This is a genomic window from Pseudomonas sp. B34(2017), from assembly GCF_002112915.1.
Lineage (GTDB): Bacteria > Pseudomonadota > Gammaproteobacteria > Pseudomonadales > Pseudomonadaceae > Aquipseudomonas > Aquipseudomonas pharyngis.
Window position 1 is genome coordinate 278,044 of the sequence record NZ_NEJA01000003.1, and the last position, 23,453, is coordinate 301,496.

The 23,453-nt window shown below is 56.8% G+C and carries 20 protein-coding genes; 15 read left to right on the forward strand and 5 right to left on the reverse strand.

Going from position 1 to position 23,453, the window contains the following annotated elements:
- Window positions 1-7: 7 nt before the first annotated feature.
- The 14 genes from tssM to CAF80_RS10950 all read left to right on the forward strand — a co-directional run bounded on the left by tssM (window position 8) and on the right by CAF80_RS10950 (window position 17,305).
- Complete coding sequence (gene tssM / locus CAF80_RS10880; protein WP_039765157.1) at window positions 8-3,547, forward strand: type VI secretion system membrane subunit TssM; 3,540 nt, start codon at window positions 8-10, stop codon at window positions 3,545-3,547.
- Window positions 3,547-4,275 (forward strand): PP2C family serine/threonine-protein phosphatase, encoded by a 729-nt coding sequence (locus CAF80_RS10885; RefSeq protein WP_039765158.1) that lies wholly within the window; start codon window positions 3,547-3,549, stop codon window positions 4,273-4,275. Before tssM ends, CAF80_RS10885 begins: the two co-directional genes overlap by 1 nt.
- The gene (locus tag CAF80_RS10890) at window positions 4,272-5,273 is read left to right on the forward strand and encodes a serine/threonine-protein kinase (protein ID WP_085667340.1); all 1,002 of its coding nucleotides are present in this window, start codon (window positions 4,272-4,274) and stop codon (window positions 5,271-5,273) included. Before CAF80_RS10885 ends, CAF80_RS10890 begins: the two co-directional genes overlap by 4 nt.
- A gap of 28 nt (window positions 5,274-5,301) precedes the next feature.
- Window positions 5,302-7,338: a type VI secretion system tip protein VgrG gene (locus CAF80_RS10895; RefSeq protein ID WP_085667341.1), complete on the forward strand. Its 2,037-nt coding sequence runs from the start codon at window positions 5,302-5,304 to the stop codon at window positions 7,336-7,338.
- Window positions 7,339-7,343: 5 nt separating this feature from the next.
- Window positions 7,344-8,357: a tetratricopeptide repeat protein gene (locus CAF80_RS10900; protein ID WP_085667342.1), complete on the forward strand. Its 1,014-nt coding sequence runs from the start codon at window positions 7,344-7,346 to the stop codon at window positions 8,355-8,357.
- Between the two features lie 16 nt (window positions 8,358-8,373).
- A complete protein-coding gene (locus CAF80_RS28550; RefSeq protein ID WP_134334180.1) occupies window positions 8,374-11,397 on the forward strand; it encodes a hypothetical protein in 3,024 nt (1,007 codons plus the stop codon).
- 8 nt (window positions 11,398-11,405) lie between these two features.
- Window positions 11,406-11,810, forward strand: coding sequence for a hypothetical protein (locus CAF80_RS10915; protein ID WP_074689954.1), 405 nt, complete (start codon window positions 11,406-11,408; stop codon window positions 11,808-11,810).
- 78 nt (window positions 11,811-11,888) lie between these two features.
- Window positions 11,889-12,278, forward strand: coding sequence for a hypothetical protein (locus tag CAF80_RS10920; RefSeq protein WP_074689956.1), 390 nt, complete (start codon window positions 11,889-11,891; stop codon window positions 12,276-12,278).
- Window positions 12,279-12,452: 174 nt separating this feature from the next.
- On the forward strand, window positions 12,453-12,851 hold the full coding sequence (locus CAF80_RS10925; RefSeq protein ID WP_074689957.1) for a hypothetical protein: 399 nt from the start codon (window positions 12,453-12,455) through the stop codon (window positions 12,849-12,851).
- A 117-nt stretch (window positions 12,852-12,968) separates the two neighbouring features.
- Window positions 12,969-14,333: a lysozyme inhibitor LprI family protein gene (locus tag CAF80_RS10930; RefSeq protein ID WP_074689959.1), complete on the forward strand. Its 1,365-nt coding sequence runs from the start codon at window positions 12,969-12,971 to the stop codon at window positions 14,331-14,333.
- Between the two features lie 16 nt (window positions 14,334-14,349).
- Window positions 14,350-15,144 carry a hypothetical protein gene (locus CAF80_RS10935; RefSeq protein ID WP_254778417.1) on the forward strand — a complete coding sequence of 265 codons (795 nt, stop codon included), beginning with the start codon at window positions 14,350-14,352 and terminating at the stop codon, window positions 15,142-15,144.
- 28 nt (window positions 15,145-15,172) lie between these two features.
- Window positions 15,173-16,264 (forward strand): M48 family metallopeptidase, encoded by a 1,092-nt coding sequence (locus CAF80_RS10940; RefSeq protein ID WP_254778418.1) that lies wholly within the window; start codon window positions 15,173-15,175, stop codon window positions 16,262-16,264.
- The gene (locus CAF80_RS10945; protein WP_074689961.1) at window positions 16,261-16,860 is read left to right on the forward strand and encodes a lysozyme inhibitor LprI family protein; all 600 of its coding nucleotides are present in this window, start codon (window positions 16,261-16,263) and stop codon (window positions 16,858-16,860) included. Before CAF80_RS10940 ends, CAF80_RS10945 begins: the two co-directional genes overlap by 4 nt.
- Window positions 16,861-16,864: 4 nt before the next feature.
- Window positions 16,865-17,305, forward strand: a complete 441-nt coding sequence (locus tag CAF80_RS10950) for a hypothetical protein (protein ID WP_254778419.1) — start codon at window positions 16,865-16,867, stop codon at window positions 17,303-17,305.
- 56 nt (window positions 17,306-17,361) lie between these two features.
- Here CAF80_RS10950 and CAF80_RS10955 read toward each other — a convergent pair whose 3' ends face one another.
- Complete coding sequence (locus CAF80_RS10955) at window positions 17,362-17,730, reverse strand: DUF6124 family protein (RefSeq protein WP_074689965.1); 369 nt, start codon at window positions 17,728-17,730, stop codon at window positions 17,362-17,364.
- Window positions 17,731-18,317: 587 nt separating this feature from the next.
- Between CAF80_RS10955 and CAF80_RS10960 the strand changes: the two genes are divergently transcribed.
- Window positions 18,318-18,701: an SCP2 sterol-binding domain-containing protein gene (locus CAF80_RS10960; RefSeq protein WP_039765176.1), complete on the forward strand. Its 384-nt coding sequence runs from the start codon at window positions 18,318-18,320 to the stop codon at window positions 18,699-18,701.
- Between the two features lie 36 nt (window positions 18,702-18,737).
- Here CAF80_RS10960 and CAF80_RS10965 read toward each other — a convergent pair whose 3' ends face one another.
- From CAF80_RS10965 to recG, 4 genes are all read right to left on the reverse strand, one after another.
- On the reverse strand, window positions 18,738-19,499 hold the full coding sequence (locus CAF80_RS10965; protein ID WP_074689967.1) for a Fic family protein: 762 nt from the start codon (window positions 19,497-19,499) through the stop codon (window positions 18,738-18,740).
- The gene (locus CAF80_RS10970) at window positions 19,496-19,753 is read right to left on the reverse strand and encodes a hypothetical protein (RefSeq protein WP_039765180.1); all 258 of its coding nucleotides are present in this window, start codon (window positions 19,751-19,753) and stop codon (window positions 19,496-19,498) included. Before CAF80_RS10970 ends, CAF80_RS10965 begins: the two co-directional genes overlap by 4 nt.
- A 137-nt stretch (window positions 19,754-19,890) precedes the next feature.
- The gene (locus CAF80_RS10975) at window positions 19,891-21,291 is read right to left on the reverse strand and encodes an aminoacyl-tRNA deacylase and HDOD domain-containing protein (RefSeq protein WP_074689969.1); all 1,401 of its coding nucleotides are present in this window, start codon (window positions 21,289-21,291) and stop codon (window positions 19,891-19,893) included.
- A gap of 79 nt (window positions 21,292-21,370) precedes the next feature.
- Entirely contained in the window at window positions 21,371-23,446 is a 2,076-nt protein-coding gene (gene recG, locus CAF80_RS10980; protein WP_074689971.1) for an ATP-dependent DNA helicase RecG, read from the reverse strand.
- Window positions 23,447-23,453: the final 7 nt, after the last annotated feature.

A 23,453-nucleotide genomic window follows, 5' to 3' on the forward strand; every position in this document is an offset into this window, starting at 1 on the left:
ACGTGTGATGAAAAAGTTTTTCAAGAAAGTCGGCGCCTTCCTGCGCCAGACCTGGGTCTGGACCTTGCTGCTGGTGCTGTTCGTGGCGCTGCTGGTGTGGTTCGTCGGTCCGTTGTTGGCAGTGGATGACTACAAGTTCTGGGAAAGCGCGACGTCGCGTCTGCTGACCATCAGCGTGCTGTTCCTGATCTGGGGCCTGACCATGGTCTTCGTCAGCTGGCGCGCCGGTATCCGCAAGAAAGCCGTCGAAGAAACCGAAGACGGCCAGGACCGTATCCGCCGCGAAGAGTTGATCGACGAAGAGCAGAAAGAGTTGAAGGAGCGTTTCAAGGACGCCCTGAAAACCCTCAAGACTTCGAGCCTGTACCGCGGCCGCAGCGAGCGCTGGCGCAATGACTTGCCGTGGTACTTGCTGATCGGCCCGCAGGCCAGCGGCAAGACCAGCCTGCTGGACTTCTCCGGGCTGGAATTCCCGATCAACAAGATCGACCGCAAGCTGACCCGTGATACCCACGGCACCCGTCATTGCGACTGGTACTTCGCCGATCACGGTGTACTGATCGACACCGCCGGCCGCTACCTGACCCAGCCGGATGCGGAAGTCGACGGCAGCGCCTGGACCACCTTGCTGGAACTGCTGCGCAAGCGTCGTCGCGGTCGTCCGCTGAACGGCGTGCTGGTGACCATTCCGGTGGAAACCCTGACCGGTGGCAGCGAACAGGACATCGAAACCCTGGCCCGCCAGGTGCGTGCGCGTCTGCAAGACGTCTATCAGAAGCTGCACGTCGATGTGCCGGTGTATCTGGTGCTGAGCAAGGCCGACAAGCTGCTGGGCTTCGACGAGTTCTTCGATCAACTGACCCGCGAAGAAAGCGATCAGGTGCTGGGTACCAGTTTCCGCAAGGATCAGGTCGGCACCGACGTGACGGTACTGCGCAACGAGTTCGAAGAGCTGCTGCGTCGCCTCAACAGCCAGGTGATCATGCGCATGCACTCCGAGCGCGACACCCAGCGCCGTGGCCGCATCCTCGACTTCCCGCACCAGATGGGCCAGATCGGCGAGCGTCTGTGCCTGCTCGTCGATATGGCGTTCACCGGCAACCGCTACCAGCGTGCGACGCAACTGCGTGGTTTCTACCTGACCAGCGCACCGCACCTGACTCAGGAAATGGATTCGACCACCGCCGGCATCGGCGCGAGTCTGGGCATGAGCGCCGGCGTGCTGCCGACATTGCGCAGCGGTCGTTCGCGTTTCATCCATCACTTGCTCAGCCGGGTGATTTTCCCCGAGGCCGATCTGGCCGGTCTGGACAAGCGCGAGCGCAGCCGCATCCACTGGGGCCAGCGTGCGTTGTACGTCGGCGCACTGGGTGCGCTGGTCCTGTTCGGCATGCTCTGGGCCGGTGGTTTCTCGGCCAACTACGAACGTCTGGAAAACCTGCGCAATCTGGCGCAGAACTGGACGCAGCAACGCACGGCACTGTCGCCGCGCGATGACGCCATGGGCGCACTGAAAACCCTCGACACCAGCTACGCTGCCACCCAGGTGTTCCCGAAAAAAGGCGACGCTGCCTACCACGAACGGATGGGTCTGTATCAGGGCCAGGACGTCAATCCGGTGGTCAAGGAGGCTTACGAGCGCGAGCTTGAAAAGCAACTGCTGCCACGCGTCGCGACGATGCTTGAAGGCCAGATCCGCGCCAACATGAAGGACCGCGAAAAGCTGATCAACAGCCTGCGCGCGTACCTGATGCTGAACATGAAGGATCGTCGCGACGCGGCATGGCTCAAGGACTGGATCGCGGCGGACTGGTCGCAGCGTTACACCGGCAACACCGCAGTGCAGAACGGTCTGAACACGCACCTCGAGCGTCTGTTGCAGCAGCCGTTTATCTATCCGCTCAACGAGCAACTGGTGGCCCAGGCGCGTCAGATCCTGCGCAGCGAGTCGCTGGCGACCGTGGTTTACCGCATGCTCCGCGAGCAGGCGCGCAACCTGCCGGATTACCGTTTCAGCCAGCACCTCGGGCCGCAGGGCTCGCTGTTCATCGGCACTGAATACGTGATTCCGGGCTTCTACACCCAGACCGGCTATCAGCAGTATTTCTCGGTCCAAGGCGCGTCGCTGGTGACCGACATCCTGCGTGACAACTGGGTGCTGGGCGAAGGCGCCGGCATCAGCGACATGGACTTGCGTCGCCTGATGGTCGAGCTGGAGCAACTGTACTTCCGTGACTACGCCAACTACTGGAGCGAAGCCGTTGGCCAGGTGGCGCTGCCGCCGATCAGCGATGCCGGTGAAGGCGCCGAGCAACTGGCGGGCCTGACCTCGGCCAACTCGCCGGTGCTGGCGCTGCTGACTGAAGTGCGCGAGAACACTCGTTTCCCGGCCGCTGCCGATCCGGTGGACGAGGCGGGTGACGCGGCTGATGCGCTGGCCGGACAGAAAGGCAAACTGGGCAAGGTGGGCAAACTCGCCGCGGCGGCAGCGGACAAGGCCTCGGCCCTGAACGTGGCGAAGAACCTGCCGGACACCGCCAAGAAGTCCCTGCAACGTCGCTTCGAGCCGCTGCACAAATTGCTCGACGACAACAATGGCCCGGCCGCTGACCTGACCCCGGCCTTCACCGCGCTCAACGACCTGCAACTGCAGCTGGCGGGCCTCGCCCGTTCCAGCACGCCGGAGCAGGCCGCGTTCGAGCTGGCCAAGACCCGCATGAGCGGCCAGCGTGATGCGCTGACCAACCTGCGCAATGCGTCCGGTCGTCTGCCGCGTCCGCTGAGCGTGTGGTTCAACGTGCTGGCCGAAGACTCGTGGCGCCTGGTGCTCAACGATGCCTACCAGTACCTGAACGGCCGTTATCAGAACGAGCTGTACAGCGTGTATGGCAAGACCATCAACAAGCGTTACCCGTTCAGTGCCTCGAGCACCAGCGATGTGGCGATCAGCGATTTCCGCGAGTTCTTCCGCGCTCAAGGCACCATCGACCGCTTCTTCGACAGCTACATGCGTCCGTTCGTCAGCGGTGATCCGGGCAACTACCGGATGCGCAGCGTCGACGGCCGCAGCCTGCCGGTGTCGAAGGTCTTCCTCGATCAGATGGCGGCGGCCCTGAACATTCGCCAGAGCTTCTTCTCGATCAACCCGGCCGAGCCGACCGTGCAGTTCAAGCTGGAGCCGTACACCCTCGATCCGGCGGTCAGCCGTTCCGAGTTCAAGTTCGGCGACAAGACCATGGAGTACCGCCACGGTCCGATCCTGCCCATGAGCTTCAAGTGGCCGACCGATGCTGAAGACGGTCGCACCAGCCTGGTCATGGACAAGATGGCCGGGCGCCCGATCGGCATCGAGAAGAACTCCGGCCCGTGGTCGCTGTTCCGTCTGTTCGACCTGATGCAGACCGAGTACCTGACCGGTCGCGACGTGCTGGTGCTCAAAGCCGACGTGGGTGGCCTGCGCGCCAACTACCTGCTGACCAGCCAGCGCACGCCGAACCCGTTCGACATGGGCGTGCTGCGCACCTTCCGTATGCCGGTGCAGCTCTGATGCTGGTGGCCAGTCCCTGGCGCAGCGCGGCGCGAACCGACCCGGGCAAGGTGCGGTCGCGCAACGAAGATGCCTTCCTCGACACCCCGCAGCATGGGCTGTGGGTGGTCGCGGACGGCATGGGCGGTCATCAGGGTGGCGACATCGCCAGCCAGTTGATCGTCGCCAGCCTGGCTGAACTGCCGCAGCACGAAGATTTCGACGAACGCCTCAAAGCCATCCGCCAGTGCCTGCACTGGCTGAACCGGCGCCTGGGGCAGGAGTTGACCGTCACCGCCGGGCGTCACGACAGCATCATGGGCAGCACCGTCGTGGCGCTGCTGGTGGAAGGCAACCGTGCGGCCTGCATCTGGGCCGGCGACAGTCGTTGTTATATGTGGCGCGGGCAGCGGTTGTATCAGCTGTCGAAGGACCATTCGCTGCAACAGCAATTGATCGACGAGCAGCAGATGAGCGTCGAACAGGCAGCGGCGCACCCGGCAGCCCAGGCCTTGACCCGGGCGGTCGGCGCGGCGGAACAACTGACGCTGGATGTGCTGGAACTCGAGGTCTATCCCGGTGATGTGTTCCTGCTGTGCAGCGATGGTTTGTATCAAGGCCTGAGCAGCGATGCCCTCGGCAACGCCCTCAGCCTGGCGGCGCCGCATGTGGCGCTGGAACGTCTGTTCGACGGTGCCCTGCGGGGCGCCGCCCGGGACAACCTGACGGCCGTGGTGATTCGCCAATGACAGAAATCGAATCCTCAGTCGATGACTTGCTGATGAGCGAAGAGCAGGCCAACAACCTGACCTATTTCGCTTTTGCAAAGCAGCACAACGCCGAACCCGCGCTGGCGCCAACCAAGGCCAGCGTCGGCGCACTGCCGGATGTTCTGGCAGGCCGCTACCACCTCGAGCGTCTGCTCGGGGCCGGTGGCATGGGTGCGGTTTACCGGGCCCGGGATCTACTGCACGAACAGTTCGGCGATCCCGATCCTTACATTGCGCTGAAAATCCTCAGCGAAGAATTTGCCGAGTCGCCGGACGCCAGTGCCTTGCTCTACAGCGAGTTCGCCCTGACCCGACGCCTGCGCCACGACAACGTGCTGCGACCGCACACGTTCGAAGTCGACACCGATTGCCAGCGGGCCTTCATCACCATGGAACTCATGCGTGGCCTGACCCTGGACAAACTGCTCTGCGAGCGGCCACTGGGCCTGCCGTGGAAAGAACTGCGCGACATCGCGCTGCCGCTGCTCGACGCGCTGGCTTACGCCCACCGTCGCGGCGTGCTGCACGGTGACATGAAACCGAGCAACGTCATGCTCAGCGAAGACGGCGTGCGCCTCTTTGACTTCGGTCTCGGGCAGGCCGAGGAGGGCATCCTGCCCGGCCTGCCGCACCTGAGCCGCGAGCGCTTCAACGCCTGGACTCCGGGCTACGCTGCCCCCGAACTGCTTGAGGGCCAACCGCTGTCGGCCAGCGCGGACGTGTACGGCGTGGCCTGCGTGATCTATGAACTGGCGGGCGGCAAACACCCGTTCCGCCGCTTGCCCTCGACCCAGGCCCGTGACGAACACCTGGAGCGCGAGCTGCAAGCCCCGGCAAATCTACCGACACACTGCTGGCCCGCGCTGCGCACCGCGCTGGCCTTTGACGCGGCAGAGCGCACCATCACTGCCGACCAATTGCGTGACGCCTTGGGCGCCACTTCGTCCTGGCTGCAGCGTTTGCGGCTGAGGGCGTAACGGATGACATTCGAACAGGGAGCACTTTATGTTCAACCCAGCTAACGAAACGCACTTCAGCCTGACTGTTGAAGATTACGTAGGCGACCTGCAAGTCCTGTCGTTCACCGGCACCGAAGGCATCAGCCAGCCGTTTCGTTTCGACATCGAACTGGTCAGCGAAAACCCGGATCTGGACCTGGAAAAACTCCTGCACAAACAGGCCTTCCTCGCCCTCGATCCGCAGGGCTCCGGCATCCACGGCCAGATCTACCGCGTGGCCCAGGGCGATGCCGGCAAGCGCCTGACCCGCTACAAGGTTTCGCTGGTGCCGCAGCTGCAATACCTGCATCACCGCACCAACCAGCGCATCTACCAGCAGATGTCGGCGCCGAAAATCATCGCGCTGATCCTCGACGAGCACGGCATCAAGGGCAACGCCTACAGCTTCCAGCTCAGCCAGCCGTGCCCGGATCGCGACTACTGCGTGCAGTACGACGAAACCGATCTGCACTTCGTCCAGCGCCTGTGCGAAGAAGAAGGCATTCACTACCACTTCCAGCACAGCAAGAAAGGCCATCTGCTGGTGTTCGGCGATGACCAGACCGTGTTCCCGAACCTCGGCCAACCGACCGCGTATGTGCAGGGCAGCGGCATGGTCGCCGAAGAACCGGTGATCAAAGGCTTCAAGCTGCGCCTGGAAACCCGCACCAGCCGCACCACCCGCCGCGACTACGACTTCGAAAAACCGCGCCTGCAAATGGAAGCCGCGTACAAACCGGACGGCGAGAGCACTGAACCGGATCTCGAAGACTACGACTACCCCGGCCGCTTCATCGACCGCGCCCGCGGCAAGTTCCTCAGCCAGCGCGCTCTCGAACGCCACCGTGCCGACTACCGCCAGGCCGAAGGTCGCGGCGACCAGACCAGACTGGTCAGCGGCCACTTCATGGAAATGTCCGACCACCCGCGCAGCGAGTGGAACGACCTGTGGCTGCTCACCGAAATCTTCCACGAAGGCAAACAGCCGCAAGTCCTCGAAGAATCGGTGACCAGCGACACCACCGACAACAAGGACGACTTCCACCAGGGCTACCGCAACCGCTTCCTCGCCACCCCGTGGGACGTGTTCTACCGCCCAGCGCTGGAGCACCCGAAACCGCGCGTGCTCGGCAGCCAGACCGCCATGGTCACCGGCCCCAAAGGCGAAGAAATTCACTGCGACCAATACGGCCGCATCAAGGTGCAATTCCACTGGGACCGCGAAGGCCTGGCCGACGACAAAACCAGCTGCTGGCTGCGCGTCTCCAGCTCCTGGGCCGGCGACCGCTATGGCGCCATCTCCATCCCGCGCATCGGCATGGAAGTCCTCGTCACCTTCCTCGAAGGCGACCCCGACCAACCCCTCGTCACCGGCTGCCTGTACCACAAGGAAAACCCGGTGCCGTACGCCTTGCCGGCGAACAAAACCCGCAGCGTCTTCAAAACCCTCAGCTCCCCGGGCGGCGGTGGCTACAACGAACTGCGCATCGAAGACAAAAAAGGCGCCGAACAAATCTTCATCCACGCCCAGCGGGACTGGGATGAAAACGTCGAACACGACCAGAAAATCCGTGTCGGGAATGAACGTCACGACACCGTAGAGAAGAACACCTACACCGAGCTCAAGGCTGAAGAACACCGCACCACGATTTCCGATCGCAAGATCGAAGCGCGGATGGACGACCACCTGACTATTGGCGAGAGCCAGCATGTGAAGCTCGGGACTGCGCAACTGACCAGTGTCGGGAAAGAGATTCACATCAAGGCTGGGGACAAGATTGTCATTGAGGCGGGAACTGAGCTGACGATTCTCGGCGGTGGCAGTTTCATCAAGCTCGATGGCGGTGGTGTGACGGTGGTTGGGCCGGTGGTGAAGATTAATGCCGGGGGCTCGCCGGGAGCGGGCACTGGCATCGGGATCAAACCGCCGGTGCTGCCGGGGGCGGCGGATAAGGATAAGGCGGGGAGTTTAATGGATCAGGCGTTGGGGAATGCGCCGCCTGAGAAGGTTAAGCCGAAGGCTTTTTTTGTGTTTTCTGAGTGATCGACATGAATGGTTTTTTGAAGAAGAGGAATGGCTTCGCCGTAGCGGCTTTCACCGCCTCGCTGCTGAGCCTGTTTCATGGCAGCGCTTATGCAGATGAGTGTCCGTCTGAGGACTTTTCCCAGTTCCTGCCGGCGTTCTCTGCGAATGCTGAAACTCAGCAGCGGTTGACTGCGATGACGGTGAAGTCGCTGGTTTTGAAACCTACTGGGGAGAATGGAAATTTTGAGCCGCAAACGAAGGGAGTCAATAGCTCGACATTGGCCTTTCCACTGATGGCACCCATAGCCACAGGCAAGGCAGAAGGCGTCGAAGTCGAAGCGGTTGATGACAGTCATTTCAACGTTGTTGATAAGCGTGCAGGTAACAGCAACATCAAGATCTTTAACTTTTCTCGCCAGGCGTGTTGGGTTCTGGAGGGCGTTGAGGATTGGTCGATTAGCGAGAAAGACCTTGTTATATCGGGTTCTCCGACCATGAGTACGGCAGAGAGCATCTGCTATCAACGCGCGCGGAATTTCGAGGGTCTAGGTGGACTGGAAAAGTATTATCTGACAGGAGAGTTTTTCGAGGCAGCGTTGGAAAACTATGTTTGCGCCGCTGCTTCGGGGGATCCTCAGGCGAGTTTGGATGCTGCGAGTTTGAGTCTCTCTGGCATGGCACCGCAGTTGGAAACAGGCAAGGTTGAGTCGCTTTTCAAAGCTGCGGCAACAACCCTCGCGGATGGCGCCGCTTCTCTATCGACATTTTATTGTTACGGAAACAACCCATCTGCAGAAGGTGCGTGCCAACACCCCGATGAGGCCGAAAAAGAACTTATTCGCTCTGCCTCAATGGGATCGAGGGATGCAATGAACTATTTAGGTTACTCCTTCGAAACGGGAGGGCTAGTAACTCGAGATTTATCAAGAGCATTAGCGTGCTATCGCTTGGCAGCGGATAAAGGTAATGAAACTGCCCTGAAAAATTTTAATCGATTGAAAGCGCAATCAGCTGAAGCCAGCAGCTATTGCTACTAATTTGCAGGAAGCAGAAATGACTGAACCACTTGATTTAAAAAGTAACTACACCGGTGGCGACTACGTTTACAAAATGGGCGGTGATGGTTTTCAAACGAACGCCGCTGGTAAGAAAAAAATTGACTGCTCTCATATGGTAAATCTGCTGCTGACAGGCGCTGGATATAATATTCCATATGAAGACACCCGTAACATGGATACCTCCAGTTACTACACAACGATTGAGCCACAGAACGTAAAGCGAGGTGATATCGCCTTATGGATCAATGCCACTCCTAACAAACCAGGTGATCCGATTTTTCATACAGGGATAATCGAGGACTACAACCCCGCTACAGAAGTTGGGCACATATTCGGTGCTCAAAATAGTACAGGGCCAGCGATAACAATATTTGGCCCCAAACCACCCAGCCACTATTGGCCGAAAGCTACAAAATTCTTAAGAGCAAAGGAAAGTTTTCGAACAGGTACAAACCCTGCACCTGCACCTGCTCCATCTACAACAGTGCCGCTAATAAACTTTCAATATCCATTTCGAAAAGCAGACGGTAAACAGTTTTCTGATGTAGAAGAAATATACAAGTTGCTCGAGAATGAAACATCCGGGCATTATTTGTTGGGAAGTAACAAGTTCTGGCATGGTGGGATTCACATCAGCAATGCCAGCGCGCCTCAATGTATTTTGAACGAACCGATTCGCTGTATGGCTGATGGTGAAGTCGTGGCCTATCGCCTTAACGAGGACTATCAAAAATCGACATTCGGCACAGGAGAAACGGCTAAAAAACTGGATTATTCCAGCTCCTTCTGTCTCGTGCGACATGAGTACAAATCTGCGCCAAATCCTGAAGATGGACCAAGCAAAGGAAAGCAAAACGAACTGGTTTTCTATAGCTTATATATGCATCTTTTGCCTTATAAGCACTATCCTCTAGCGGACAATGAAAAGCCAAATCCGATAGTGACGATGACTGTAAATGATTTTAAGGCGTATGATGACTTTCCCGATACGAATAATTTTCCATCTCCAGGAAAGTTAGCGAAGCACACAAAACTTGAGATTTTGGAAAAACGCTCAGTTGAAAATATTACCTACGCTAAGGGGAAAATACTCTCGGGTAGTGTAAAGCATGGATCAACAAAAGTTCGCGAAGCAGGGCAAGAGGTATGGTTTGCGTACTTAAAAAATAATGAACCATATCAAAACTCTAGTCACAATGCTATTTGGGTAGCAGATGTTCTACCCGAGCGCGCCAAACCGAAATATTGGCAAGGCAAGGTAAAAGCTAAAACCACTCAGCGTTTAGCTATGTTCGATGCGCCGACGAACCCTGCGAACGGGCAACCTGCAGGTGCACGCATTGAAAGCAATCGAGAAATCACAGTAGGCAGTATCATTGAGTTCGATAGCAAAGATGTAGTGAATTTGGTGGTCGGTAATAAACTAAGGCGTATGGCGCCCTGCACCCCAGTGGATGCCAGTATTTGGAATGATAATGGGGCTGTACCAAGTAGTTTTTGGGCGATTATCGAAAGCGAGAAGGATAGTCAGTACACGCAATGGGAGTCGCTCACTCCTACAGATTTTGAAGTTGTCACGACTAGCATCGGAATCAAGGCCGGTGATCCAATTGGTTATTTAGGTAAAGCTGAAAATTTAGTAAATGAAAGCGGTCTTACTGATAGTAAATTTCAAGTTCATATTGAGATATTTACAGCTCAGGCTGAAGTGAAAGACTTTCTAGATAATGTCGCTGCATTAAAAGTCGGACGTCAGTATTTACATTTGCCGAAGGGTGAGCGGCTTAAGAAAAAATCTCCAGCTACTGGAACGAGTGATCCTTTAAAAGAAGAACACGCAATTGATCTAGGCAAGGTGCCGGTTATAAAGGAAGGCAATGAGGATTGGTATGAGATTTCCGTGATTGATGAAGACCAACCGATTTCTGGGTTGGTGAAAAAATCTGACGCGAAATTTATCACTCCACACGATTGGACTAAAATGGGGTTTCAGCTGGTTGAGGAGAACAATTCCGCAGCTGACGGCTTTCTCGATCCCGATGATATGCCTGATTTTTTTAAAGATCTTTTGAAAAAAATAGACAAAAATCATGATGGAGAGATAGAGTCATCTGAACTTGCTGATGCATTGAAAAGTACGGAGACGCGGCAGCATTGGACAAAGTTAGTAGCACACCATCCTACGGAGTGGAAGGATGATACAAAATCAGAAAAATGGAAGAGATTGGATACTCTTTTAGAAGATTCTGAAAAGTTACTGAAGCATGAAAAGGAAAGAATAGATTCATTCATCTTCTGGGATAAATTGACTGATAAAACCCCAGCGGGTACGGGATTGATTTACCATTTTCACCCTATAGGCTTCGTTTCAAATTTTCTCGCGATGGAGGATGATAATGATCTGAAGTGGCTAAAGGTTGAGAAGGGACAGCTGACTTTTGATGTGGAAGGTAATGATATAGAGGATTCGTCGAATTCTTTGCATATGTATTTCAGTCGTAAAGCGCATTGGCCTGGCGGAGCATCCGGTATTACGATCGGGAGAGGATATGATCTTGGTCAAAAATCAGATCCAATGGGTGATCTAACTGCGGTAGGTATTACGGAACCATTGTTGAGTTGGTTAGTTGGAGCAAAAGGTCTAAGTGGTACTGCTGCACGGGATTATCTTAATAGCGCGAGTCCTGAAATTCGGAAAACATTCATTACGCGCAAACAGCAATATAAGTTGTTTGTTTCTGTCTATGAAATTATGAAGAATAGAGTCATAACGATTTCTGAGCAATCTTTCAACGTCGGTCATTATGGTGCGCTTAACTGGGATTCTGTTGATACAAAGATCCAAGATATGATTGTGGACTTGATTTATCGTGGCGATTATAAGCCTTCATCAAGGGAAATTGTTCAGCGACCGTTTGTTGAAAATAATAAAGCTGAGTTGAAGGCTGTCATGTCCCTTGAAGGCAATTGGCCTGGTGTTCCTGCTGCCAGATTTTCTGCACGAAAAAACTATCTCTGAGGTTGAAAATGAAAAATATTGCGCTATTGATTGGCTTAGCCTTCTCAAGCTGTGCATTGGCTACAGAGGAGAAAAAGGTAGCCACGGACGTATATAAAGCAGATACGGCCATGGTCGCTGGCAAGTTGGTTCGCTATTATCAGACTTTTGCTAGCCCCTGCGTTATGGTTCAGATTTTGAAACCGGGTGGAGGGGGGGAGGCCAGTAATTCAAGAAAATTCTGCAATATCTCAGGAAAAAATTTTAGTGATGACTTTTCTGAAGTTGTTTTGGAACGTGGGGAATTTTCGAAGGAAGATCTTTCGCTCACCATGAAGCTTATGCCTCTGACTGAAGGTGCAGATGTTATTGAAGTGTGCAGTTTTAAGGTTGAAGGTGAAGTGCTTGGCGAGCCGGAATGTAATATTAAATAGTAGATAACTAAAGGAGGCGAATTTATATGTTGTATTAATGGGCAGATTTTTTTTTGACCGGGTGGTCTTGGACTTTGCTTGGGAAAAAATAGATCTGTCCCGATCGTTCTTTTTGCAGGCAACGCACGAGAGCCGGTCGTCGATATATACAAAGCCGATGTCGCTCAAGTTTCCGGAAAGCTGGTCCGTTATTACCAAACGTTCGATAGCCCCCGCGTCAATATTCAGATTCTCAAGCCTGGGGGACAGGGGATTGCGAGCGACTCGATGGAGTTCTGCGACATTGAAGGGAAGAACTTTAACAACGGCTTCACCGATGTCTCATTGGATAGGGCCACGTTTTCCGACACCGAATTGCAGTTGACCTTCAAGCTGATGTCGTTGGTTGGAGTGAATGAAACCACCGAATTATGCAAATTCCGCGTTGATGGTGAACATCTCGCTGAACCTGAATGTACGGCGCAGTAAGGGTCGTGCATGTACATCGCTCAGCCACGCCATCGGAGAGTCAAAGTGAAAGTCGTTCCCCTGTTGTTCCTGGCGTTGACGTGGGCGTTGTCCGCAAGCGCAGCTCCAACCGGTGTCAGTACAAGCCATACAATGCCCACCGCTATGGTCGCTGCACTCACGAAGGAAAACCAAATGCCTGCCGAGAGTTTTCGCGCCATTGCAGATGGCGTGGTGAGCTGGAGCGGGGGAACGATGGCTGCCGTGGTGATTGAGGATCCGAATGGCATTTGCGCGATTTACAAGTATCAAGACGGCCGGTTGGATCTGCCTTTTGACGGCGTGCCCTGTAAGTTTCTGGGGCCACCCATGCTGATGTCGGATAGAAAAATTGCTTTGCCCGATGTCGTGTTCGCCGTCGAGTTGTTCGTCCCCAACCGGGGTGGGATGACCAAGCACAAGGTCGCGTTTTATTACGATGCCGAGAAGAACACTTATTGCGAGAGTCAGTCGCTTGCGAGTTGGTATCTGTCGGGAAATCGGGCGCTAGCTCCTGATCTTCAGGATGGGCAGTGTGTAGCGGGATCGGAATAGACCCGGCCCCAAAAAACGTAAAGCGTTGCTCAGCACCTATTGGGAAATGAACATACCCAAGCAATGCGTCACCCGGTTCGCCAAACGCAAAGCCTGAATGACTCAAGGAAGAACACAGTGAAACGTTTTGTTTTTACCCTGCTGGCCGTGCTGCTGCCTGTTTCAGCAGTGTACGCGCAGGATGACTGCAGTCATGTCACCTCAAGCCTAGAGATGGTGCCCTGCTCGGAGGCGGCGAAGAAGGCTGCCGATACGCAGTTGAACCTCAGCTACAAGCAATTGATGGCGCGGCTTGAGTCTGATTATCGGGCAGATCCGGCATTGGGCGCGGAGTACGCGGCGAAGGTCAAAGAGTCGCAACGTGCGTGGTTGAAGTTGCGCGATGCGAATTGTCCGTTGGAGGCATTCGAGATCGAGACGGGGATGCCGGCGCATGTGTTCGCGGTCAACTCGTGCATCACAAGAATGAGTCGCGAGCGCTCGGCGTACCTGGACAAGATCGTCCCTGTTCTTGCATCCGACAAGAGCACTTCGACAGCGCCGGCCAACGGCGCTTGTCCTTCGGAGGAATTCCCTGCTTTCCTGACAGCGTTTTCCGCCAGCAGTGAATCACAGCGTCGTCTCACTGCGATGACGGTCAAGTTGCTTTTGTTGAAGCCGGTTGCAGGCAAGGACCGTAGTACCTTTGAGCCTTCGACCTCGGGCGTCAGCGGAGCTTCCTTCACCTATCCGCTGATGGCCGCCATCACACCCGGCAAGACACCTGGAGTCGAGATTGAAGAGGTCGATGAGAGTCACGTCGATGTGGTCGATAAACGGGCGGGCAACAGCAATGTAAAAATCTTCAATTTCTCTCGTCAGGCGTGCTGGGTGCTTGAAGGCGTTGAAGACTGGTCGATCAGCGAGAAGGATCTTGTCGCAACACGTAACCCTGCAATGAGCCGTGCCGAGAACTTCTGTGATCAACGTGCCGAGGCTTTGGGAGGGCTGGGTTCGCTCGAGCAATACCGTCTGACTGCGGAATTGTTAGAAGCGTCCCTGGAAAATTATGTCTGTGCGGCTGAGTCGGGTGATCCAGAGGCGAGCCTGTCAGCGGCGAGCTTGAGTCTTTCGCAGATGGCGTCTCAGTTGGAAACCAGCAAGGTTGAAGCGTTGTTCAAAGCGGCTTCGAAAATACCGAGTGGTGCGTTGGGCTACGCCACGTTTCTTTGTTCAGGAAACTCCACCGACTATAACGGTCCTTGCCTTCATCCCAAGCAGGCAGAAGAGCAGGTCATTCGGGCGATTACCATGGGCTCAAAGGAAGCGATGTTTTATCTGGCATCTACCCTTGAGGGGGGCGAGTTGGGAACGAAAGATATGTCCCGGGCGTTAGCCTGTTATCAAATGGCGGCTGACAAAGGTTATCGGTCGGGCGTCGACAGTGTGGCGCGATTGAAGTCGCAAGTTCCAGAGCCGATCAAGGCGAGCCATTGCATTTGAAACTCGGAGCGCGGATGTGTCGCGATTCTTTGCCGTTAAATTCCAAGTGAGTGGAACTGTGCCTGACTTGTCGATACCGGGTTTCGTGAGGCCTCGATTTCTGCGGGTATTGCTGATCAGCGTTGCTGCGTTCGCGCAGGCCAGTCATGCCACCGCAAGTGTTGTCTCGGTGGGCAATGCGTCGGGTCAGTCGCAGATCGCGCAAGGCCCAGCCGAAGCTGCGGTCGACATGACACCTTGCCGGTTCTCAATGACGCTCTCGAAAGATCAATGGTTGCAGTTCAATACGCCTGATCTGGTATTCATTGCGGCCAAACAACTGCCTGAAACCACTAACGCCCCGCGTTTATCGCAGGCTCAGACCTCGACTGGTTATGAGTGGAATTTCGAAAAGCCCGCAAAGCTGAGCCAGCCCTGGTTCGGTGTCATGTGTGAAAGTGCCAACAACCTTTCCGCGCTCACCACTCAGAAGCCGCCGCTTGATGACGCGATTGAGTTGCAACTAGTGCGAGAAAGTAACGACCTTAAATGCCCGGCGACCCTGACCGATCATGGTTGGGAGCCGACGTTGTTGGCCGGTGATCCGCAATCCTTCACTTTCGAATCCCTGCAGAGCGCAAGTTCATCAGGATTCGTCATTGGTTACCACGGCAAGAATCCACGTCAGTTCAGCCGTATCACCTTCTGCTTGATGCATAACGAACAGGTGCTGATCGGTTCGGCGGAATCGGGTTCATCAACCTCATTGGCGATCAGCGCCGAAGGCTTTGAACAAATCAAAACAGCGGTGCGCAGCATGGCTTTTGAGTAAGCCTGCGAAGACCGAACGGAGTTACAGCGTGAAAGGATGTTCAATTCTACTCGGTGGCCTTCTGGCCATTGCCGCGTCCGTGGCTTTCGCACCACACGCGCTTGCGGCACCCCAAGTCCTCAAGGAAATCCCGGCAAGCCTGTTGGGGGATGGATCACGGCAAAACGTGTTCGTTCTGGCGGGAGACGCGGACGAGGCATCAAACCGGTTGTTGATCGCGCCGGTGCAAGCGCGCAATGAGGACATATTGCTCGATACATCCAAGGCTTTGCCGCTGACGAAGAGTCAGTACTCGTCTGATCTTCTGGATAGTTTTAGCGTTCGGGTTTTCAACGGTCGGCCTGGAGCCATGACGGTTGTGGATCCACAAGAGGAAGAGGTTCTGGTCAAACAGCGGTTCATTGAGGCGGGGGACTACATTGCGCTGGTGACCAACGAAGAAGACAACGCTGTTTATAACTTCAATCTTTTGTTCACCTTCAATAACGGCTCAAAGCAGTTTGAGCTGAAGAAAGTGCTGCAAGTGGTCAATAACCACTACTGCGATCGCTCGCTTGTGAGCGTAGCGGAGCTGCCGATTGAGACGCTTGGCCCAACCACTCTGGCTTCATTCAACGGCCTTGAAGCGCTTGAAAAGTTGCGGGCTGCAAACGTTGGCAGCCCTCAGGGCGGTTATAAAAAACTGATGACAGTCGGTTCGGCTGACCTGCTGGATAAAGCGCTGGCGGCCTATCGAAAGGGCGACAGCAGCTCGTTCAAGGAAGTGATGAGTAATATGTTGATGGGAAATGACTCGCATGGCGAGTGCTCTCCGGAAAGTTATATCGTCGGAAAATACTACTTCTCGCAGAACCCTGGTTGGTCCAACGACGTCGGTTTTCTGCTGGGCGAGGCGGGTCACTACACGGAGTCTATCCAGTTACTGAATGCAGTGATTGCCCACACCCCGGAACGGACGGTGGCTTACCTGAATCTCGCAGATAGCTATTGGGCCATGAACGATAAAGAGCGGGCGGTGCCGGCGTACAAGCAATATGCATCGCGTATGTCGGAAGCAGGAAAGGCTTCGAAGATTCCCGCTCGGGTTGCTGAGCGCAGTGCCGGAGTATCCGGATCATGATCAAACTCAAGGCGTTCTTTGGGCTGATCGCAGGTGTTTCTTTGACTGCTTTGCTGGTTCCTGCGCATGCCCAAGAAACCTGCGATCCCGACAGCTTTTCCAATCCCGATTTGATCATTTGCGGTCAGCAGACTTTCGAGAAAGTCGACGCAGTGTTGAATGAGCAATACAAGAAAGCGCTGGTCAGTTTGGCGCCCGCCGACAAGAAGCAACTGACTGACGTGCAAAAGAAGTGGGTGCGCTTCAAAGAGGCGTATTGCGAGAATATCTATCAGTCGGCCTTGCCCGGTGCAGAGGCGCCCATTGAAAAGCTTGGGTGCCTGGTGCAAACAACCAATGCCCGGTTGGGGGAATTGGTTGCTCTGCAGACTGGGTTACCCTTGGACGGTTTTTATAAAGCTGCATCGGCCATGGCGGGGCAGGATCGAGAGAAAGGTCTGGCGGCTTCGATGGAGCGATTGGGGGGTGACAACTTTGACGAACCGTTATGGAGGCAATACGTCGATTGGCACTGCGAAATGAGTGAGCGTGTGTTCCGGGAGGACATCGCTAACTGCGCAGTGCGAATGCGTTTTCAATTACCTCTTAATCGTTGAAGGAATGAACGGTTTGAAAACTGCCTCAATGTTCTTTGTTGCGTTGCTGTTTCTTTCTCCGCTTGCCGCCCATAGCGAAGTCTCAACGCGGATTTCTTGCTTTCGCTCACTTGATGGAAAAAACATCAATTTCGAATTCAGAACCTATTTCGACACTGTCACTAAATGGGGCGGCGCAGGTGTCAGGTATAGCAAGTCGAAGAAAGCTATCCCCCTTGTCTATCGGAACACCGAGGACGAGGTCATGACTGAGGAAGGCCCTCATCAGTTCACGACGACGTGGGTAGAAGTTTCTGACGGTGTGGTGACTGGAGAATATGAGATGGCAACTCAGGGTGCGAGGGTGAATTCGATGCATTACAGGAATTACAAATCGGGTAAGCAGTACTCGTTCGATCAGGACATCACCATGGAGGCGACACCTGAGACCGGTTGCCGATGGTAAGAACGAATAGTTTCGAAAGGGGACTCAACGTCCCCTTTTTTCCGCCCGCGATTCAGCTACGGCTTGGCCTGATACTCCCGAAACTCAATGTGATCAAGCGTGCCTTCGACCATCAACCGTACGCCGTCCGCCATTCTGCTCAGGCCCAGTGCCATTGAGCGGCGGGGGCCGTCGAGGTCGTCGGCCAGGTTGGCGGCGAAGGCGCTGATGGACAGGAGGTCTTCGGAGGCGTTGGCCATGAGCGCTTCGGCGTCGGCGTTGGGGCAGAGGGCGAACAGGCCACCCAGGCGTTTTGGGCGTGGGGCGGTGGGTTTGAAATGGTGGTCGAGGGCGCGTTCGGCGGCTTCGTGGAGTTTCTTTGAATCGGGGGATTCGTAGGGGGAGGTTTCTGGTGTTTCTGGTGGATTGGGTGTTGGTTTGATCATGGATGTCATCCCTGGAGTTAAGACGCTGACACCGTTTCGCTTTGCACTTCGAAATAGGTGGCAGCTGTGCGTTGGTGTGCAAGACCGGTCCAGGTGCCCGGCAGACCCAAAGGTCTCCGACGCACAGCCGCCATAACGATCCGCGAGCATAGGAAAAGGCTCGGCGAAATGCCATTGCGATTGTGCACCTGAACCGGACTTGCACGTCCGAGTCACCGATTTTGCGGTGACACATAGAGGCTATCGACGATGGTCCAGCCTGCCTAGTTCACGGACAGCACCGCAGTTTGAAGGAGATTTCCCAAGGATTTGCGGGGTCGAGGAACAAGAAACCATTGCTATCGGCAGCTCCTACAGGAATGTGTTTCTTCAGGTGTAGGACGGGGGATGGTGTGACGCGGAGCGTCACGGGATGCATTCCCACGCGGAGCGTGGGAACGATCAGGTTCGGGGGTTGGGATTCGTGACTTGGTAGTCATCTGGCAGGAAAATCGCTACATCGTCTTCTATCAATCCAGGATAGTGGCGAATCCGTCCGAATCCCTTACACTCCCCCGGCCGTTCATTTTCCTTTTGAGGCTGTGCGCATGAAATTTCGTTTTCTTCTGTGGATGCTGGGTCTGTTGATGGGTAAGGCCAGTCGGACAAATCCTGCATTCCAGCAGCAGTTGGGTGACAAGGATCTGGTGTTTCAGCTACAGACTCTGGACGGGAAAGTGGCGCGGCATTTCGTGGTGAAGGACCAGCGCATTACCAGCAAGTCCGGGGTGGTGGCGGAGCCGGCGTTTGCGATTGCGTTCAAGGACGCGGCGTTCGGGTTTGCCACGATGCAGGCGAAGAACAAGCAACTGGCGTTCATGCAGGGGATTCAGGACAAGTCGATTCAGCTCAAGGGCAACCCGGCGCTGGTCATGTGGTTTCAGGGGTTGATGAAGTATTTGAAGCCTAGGAAGGCCAAGCCGAAGTCATAGGGCTTTCAGGTAGCTTGCCGGGACAGTTCAGCGTTTTCAGCTGTCCGGTTCAGGGGGCTCGGCGTCCAGTGGCTGGCCCCGGTACGTCTTGTAGATCTGCTGGACTTTCGGGTTGTCCAGCTTCTCGTAAGCGATGTCTTCCTTGTCCAGGCCATCCAGGCCTCTGATGCCACTGATGGTCTCTGGCCATTCGTCACGACTGGATATATCGACTACGAACGGGTTGAGGTAGTTATCGAGATGCCTTTCGCGAGGTTCTCGGATCTCGTCGCTGAGTGCCCGCAAGTAGTCGTCTTTGTTTGTTCTTGACCAGTCGATGGCGAACCCGGCTCGATAACAGAGTTCCATGAAGACCAATAGAATCGCGCGTCCATTGCCGTCCAGGAAGGGGTGTGCGAAAGCCAGTTGGCCCATCACTCCACCGGGATGGTCTCTGAAGCGTTTTTTGTCTGATGCGAGCTTGAGCGCATAGTCGACAGACATTTTGATGGAGTCCGGGCGCTCGAAGACGGTGCTGCGAGGGTCGTCGAGAGAGCCCTTGAAGACTGCCAGGTGAGGGACAAGCTCGTTCCGGTCTTTTCCTGCCCAGTGATAGAAGCCGGAGAACAGGATTTCGTGAACCTTGAGTACAGTCTGGTAATCGATTGGCTTTTTCTTGGCCAGATAGGCAAGCGCCTCTTCGATACTCAATTCGAACGAAAGATGCTCTGACTCTTTTACTTCAACGGGATCTTTCAGTTGCAGCGAGTTTTGAAGATATCCAGCCTTGTCGAAGTCGCCGAATGGATCAAAAGTCATGCGCTACGTTTCTGTGCACGCCTTTCCTGAAGATAGCGCCCTTGGAGCGCCAGGATTTCAGATTTGCTCAGAACGCCTTTTCTCTTGAGATTGACGAGCAGCTGTTCGATGCCATCCAGCTCGACGACATCGCCAGACAAGCGGGTAATACCCACGGCCATACGACTCATGCCGTCACGACTGGCTGTAACCTTGTTGTCTTTGGCAAGCTTGCGCACTTCGCTTGCAACGCTGACAGCATCTGTTTGGGTCATCGGAAATTCCTCTGAATGCCGTCAAATCATAGCAGGGCGCTTGTTTGCTGTCGTTGCTGGCAAAGTGGCCGAAATCTGTGGAGCCAGGGCCCAATCTGCAATCAAAACAGGCCCTGGTTGACGTTCCGAAGAATGCTTTAAGCCTGGCTGAACTGCGAAGCCAGTTCACGCAGCAGCACTTCCGCCTCAAGCACTTTGCTGACAACGTCATTGGCCTTGTCGCGGCTCAGGCCAACACGTTCCAGCAGCGCATCCGGAATGTCTTCATCCGGGCCGGAGCCGATCCCGCGACTGCGCAACAGGCGCACGGCCAGGCAGACGAGGTTCGGGTATTCGGCGTAGGCGCCGTCGTAGTTCGGGTCGTGCTGGAAGCGCAGGGCGGTGGCCAGTTCGTCCGGCATGTCCCAGTAGCGCATCAGCCAGGAGCCGATCTGTTCGCGGCTGATGCCCAGCAGGTGTTGCTCGACATAGCTGTGGCACAGGTGCGGGTTGACCTCCAGGTGGCGGCAGATCAGCGAGAAGTGTGGCGGGAACACGTGGGCCAGCAGCAGGTAGCCGAAGTTGTGCAGCAGGCCGGCGAGGTAGGTCAGGCCGGATTCCGGGCGCTGGGCACGCGGCATGGCGCGGGTCAGGCCTTCGATGACGGCGGCGGTGTAGATCGATTGCTGCCAGTACGGCGTGGTGTGCTGCGGGTGGTCTTTCGGCAGGCTCAGGGTCTTGCCGAGGGCCAGGCCCAGCGCCAGGTTGATCACCAGATCGAAGCCCAGCACGCGGACGATCGCGTCTTCCACCGAACGGATCTTGCCCGGCGAGGCGTAGTACGGCGACGCCGCCCAGCTCACCACTTGCGCGGCCAGTGCCGGGTCGGTTTCGACCACGCCGGTGATGTCGTCGATGGTGGCGTTCGGGTCGACGCGCAGCTTGATGATTTTTTGTGCGGTTTCCGCCAGCGGCGGAATTTCGATGGTCGCTTCCAGACGCTGCTGGATGCGTCGCGCGGTGAACGCCTGCACGGCCTGGGTGATTTCCTCGCGGTCATCGTCCGGGCGGTCGAGGTTCGGGCGGATGCTGCTCAGGGCTTCGCCGAAGTTGGCGGCGCTGGCCTTGGTCAGCATGGTCTTGAAGTCTTCGCTGGCGATTTCCAGCAGCAGGCCCGGCTCGCCGGAGTTGATCAGCAACTTCGGCTCGCGCAGCAGGCCTTCTTCGTAGAGGCACGGCGAGCTGGTCAGCGCCGGCAGGCCCGGCAGCAGGCTCAGGCTGTGTTTGCCGAGCATCTTTTCCAGGCGCTCGGTGGACACGGCGGTCAGGCGACGGCCCGTCAGCTCGGCGAGGCGGTTGAGATCCAGCAACTGGCTCTGTGGAAACAGCACCATCAGCGCACCGACCGCGTCGTCCAGCAACACCGCCTGCACTTTGCGCGAGGCGTTGAGGCCGTGGTGGTCGAGCACTTCTTCGTAGGCGACGCCCAGCTTGTTGAGCAGCAGCCGAATAACAGACGGAGCGTGCGGTGATTCGGGGGCGAGAGCAGCTTCGGTCATGGTCTGTATCCGTTTTTGAAACAATTGCAGGAGTATAACCAGCTTGGTTGGAACGAGCTGTCAGAAACTGCGACGGTGCTCACACTTGGCCGTATTGCTGCCCGTGTCGCAGCCAGCGGTCGAGCAACGGGCTGACGTGGGTAGGCCAGCGTTCGAGCAAGGCCTGGGCGGCATCGCGCACGGCGGGCAGCAGATCGGCGTCGCGCATCAGGTCCGCGACCTTGAATTGCAGCAGGCCGGTCTGGCGGGTGCCGAGCATTTCGCCGGGGCCGCGCAGTTCGAGGTCTTTTTCGGCGATGACGAAACCGTCGTTGGTCTCGCGCATGATGCCCAGGCGCTGGCGGCCGATCTGCGACAGCGGCGGATGGTAGAGCAGCACGCAATGGCTGACCGCGCTGCCCCGGCCGACCCGACCGCGTAGCTGGTGCAGTTGCGCAAGGCCCAGGCGCTCGGGGTTTTCGATGATCATCAGGCTGGCGTTGGGCACGTCGACACCGACTTCGATCACGGTGGTGGCGACCAGCAGTTGCAGGTTGCCGGCCTTGAATTCGGCCATGACGGCGGCTTTCTCGGCGGGTTTCATGCGGCCGTGGATCAGCCCGACCTTTAGCTCGCCGAGGGCGGCGGTCAGGTCTTCGAAAGTGGTTTCGGCTGCCTGGCAGGTCAGCTCTTCGGATTCTTCGATCAGCGTGCACACCCAATAGGCCTGACGGCCCTCGGCGCAGGCGCTGCGCACCCGTTCGATGACTTCGACGCGGCGGGTGTCGGTGACCAGCACGGTGTTGACCGGGGTTCGGCCGGGCGGCAGTTCGTCGAGGATCGAGGTGTCGAGGTCGGCGTAGGCGCTCATCGCCAGTGTTCGCGGAATCGGCGTGGCGGTCATGATCAGTTGATGCGGGCACATGCGCCCGCCGACACCTTTCTGCCGCAACGCCAGACGCTGCTGCACGCCGAAGCGGTGCTGTTCGTCGATGATCACCAGCGCGAGGTTCTTGAACTGCACTTCGTCCTGGAACAGCGCGTGAGTGCCGACCACCATCGGCGTGCCGCTGGCGATCTGTTCCAGCGCGGCGACGCGGTTCTTGCCCTTGAGCTTGCCGGCCAGCCACGCCACGTCGATGCCCAGCGGTTCGAGCCAGCGCTTGAAGGTGATGAAGTGCTGCTCGGCGAGGATCTCGGTCGGCGCCATCAGCGCGACCTGATAGCCCGCCTCCAGCGCTTGCAGCGCGGCGAGGGCGGCGACCACGGTTTTGCCCGCACCGACGTCGCCCTGAATCAATCGCAGCATCGGTTCGTGCTGGCTGAGGTCGTAGGCGATTTCATTGCCGACCCGCTGTTGCGCGCCGGTCGGGTTGAAGCCGAGGTTGGCCAGGTATTTCGCCGGCAGCTTGGTGGCTTTCGGCATCGCCGGCGCGCGCAGGGAGCGCATGCTTTCGCGCAGGCGCTGCTGCGATAGTTGGTGGGTCAGCAGTTCTTCGAAAGCCAGGCGATGCTGGGCCCAGTGATGGCCGAGGGCGAGTTCGTCGACGTCGGCATCGGCGGGCGGGTTGTGCAGGTAGCGGATCGCGTCGGCCAGCGGCGCCAGTTGATAGTCGCGGGCCAGTTCGGTCGGCAGCCAGTCGGGCAGGGTGGATGGCTTGAGCAGGGTCAGGGTCTGCATGCACAACTGGCGCAGACGCGCCTGTGTCAGGCCTTCGGTCAGCGGGTAGACCGGGGTCAGGGTTTCATCCACCGGTGGCGGTTCGTCGCCGTTGATGGCGCGGTATTCCGGGTGGTAGATCTCCAGCCCCGAGGCGCCGGGCCGGGCTTCACCGTAGCAGCGAATCCGCGTGCCGCGCTTGAGGCCTTCTTTCTGCGCGTTGCTGAAGTGGTAGAAGCGCAGGCTCAGTCCGCCGGTGCCGTCCTGCAAACGCACGACGAGGCTGCGACGCCGGCCCATGACCACGTCGGCGCCGCTGACGGTGCCTTCGACCACGGCGTCCTGTCCCGGCCGCAACGCGCCGATCGGCACCACGCGGGTGCGATCCTGATAACGCAGCGGCAGGTGGAACAGCACGTCCTGGAGGTTTTCCAGACCGACCTTGGCCAGTTTCTCGGCCATGGCTTCACCGACACCCTTGAGTGCGGTGACCGAGACCTGCGACAGCTCAGTCATGACGCTG

Excerpts from the sequence above, each read along its gene's own strand:
- tssM (WP_039765157.1), top strand. The coding sequence starts at position 8 with ATGAAAAAGTTTTTCAAGAAAGTCGGCGCCTTCCTGCGCCAGACCTGG.
- CAF80_RS10885 (WP_039765158.1), top strand. The coding sequence starts at position 3,547 with ATGCTGGTGGCCAGTCCCTGGCGCAGCGCGGCGCGAACCGACCCGGGC.
- CAF80_RS10890 (WP_085667340.1), top strand. The coding sequence starts at position 4,272 with ATGACAGAAATCGAATCCTCAGTCGATGACTTGCTGATGAGCGAAGAG.
- CAF80_RS10895 (WP_085667341.1), top strand. The coding sequence starts at position 5,302 with ATGTTCAACCCAGCTAACGAAACGCACTTCAGCCTGACTGTTGAAGAT.
- CAF80_RS10900 (WP_085667342.1), top strand. The coding sequence starts at position 7,344 with ATGAATGGTTTTTTGAAGAAGAGGAATGGCTTCGCCGTAGCGGCTTTC.
- CAF80_RS28550 (WP_134334180.1), top strand. The coding sequence starts at position 8,374 with ATGACTGAACCACTTGATTTAAAAAGTAACTACACCGGTGGCGACTAC.
- CAF80_RS10915 (WP_074689954.1), top strand. The coding sequence starts at position 11,406 with ATGAAAAATATTGCGCTATTGATTGGCTTAGCCTTCTCAAGCTGTGCA.
- CAF80_RS10925 (WP_074689957.1), top strand. The coding sequence starts at position 12,453 with ATGCCTGCCGAGAGTTTTCGCGCCATTGCAGATGGCGTGGTGAGCTGG.
- CAF80_RS10945 (WP_074689961.1), top strand. The coding sequence starts at position 16,261 with ATGATCAAACTCAAGGCGTTCTTTGGGCTGATCGCAGGTGTTTCTTTG.
- CAF80_RS10950 (WP_254778419.1), top strand. The coding sequence starts at position 16,865 with ATGAACGGTTTGAAAACTGCCTCAATGTTCTTTGTTGCGTTGCTGTTT.
- CAF80_RS10955 (WP_074689965.1), bottom strand. The coding sequence starts at position 17,730 with ATGATCAAACCAACACCCAATCCACCAGAAACACCAGAAACCTCCCCC.
- CAF80_RS10960 (WP_039765176.1), top strand. The coding sequence starts at position 18,318 with ATGAAATTTCGTTTTCTTCTGTGGATGCTGGGTCTGTTGATGGGTAAG.
- CAF80_RS10965 (WP_074689967.1), bottom strand. The coding sequence starts at position 19,499 with ATGACTTTTGATCCATTCGGCGACTTCGACAAGGCTGGATATCTTCAA.
- CAF80_RS10970 (WP_039765180.1), bottom strand. The coding sequence starts at position 19,753 with ATGACCCAAACAGATGCTGTCAGCGTTGCAAGCGAAGTGCGCAAGCTT.
- CAF80_RS10975 (WP_074689969.1), bottom strand. The coding sequence starts at position 21,291 with ATGACCGAAGCTGCTCTCGCCCCCGAATCACCGCACGCTCCGTCTGTT.
- recG (WP_074689971.1), bottom strand. The coding sequence starts at position 23,446 with ATGACTGAGCTGTCGCAGGTCTCGGTCACCGCACTCAAGGGTGTCGGT.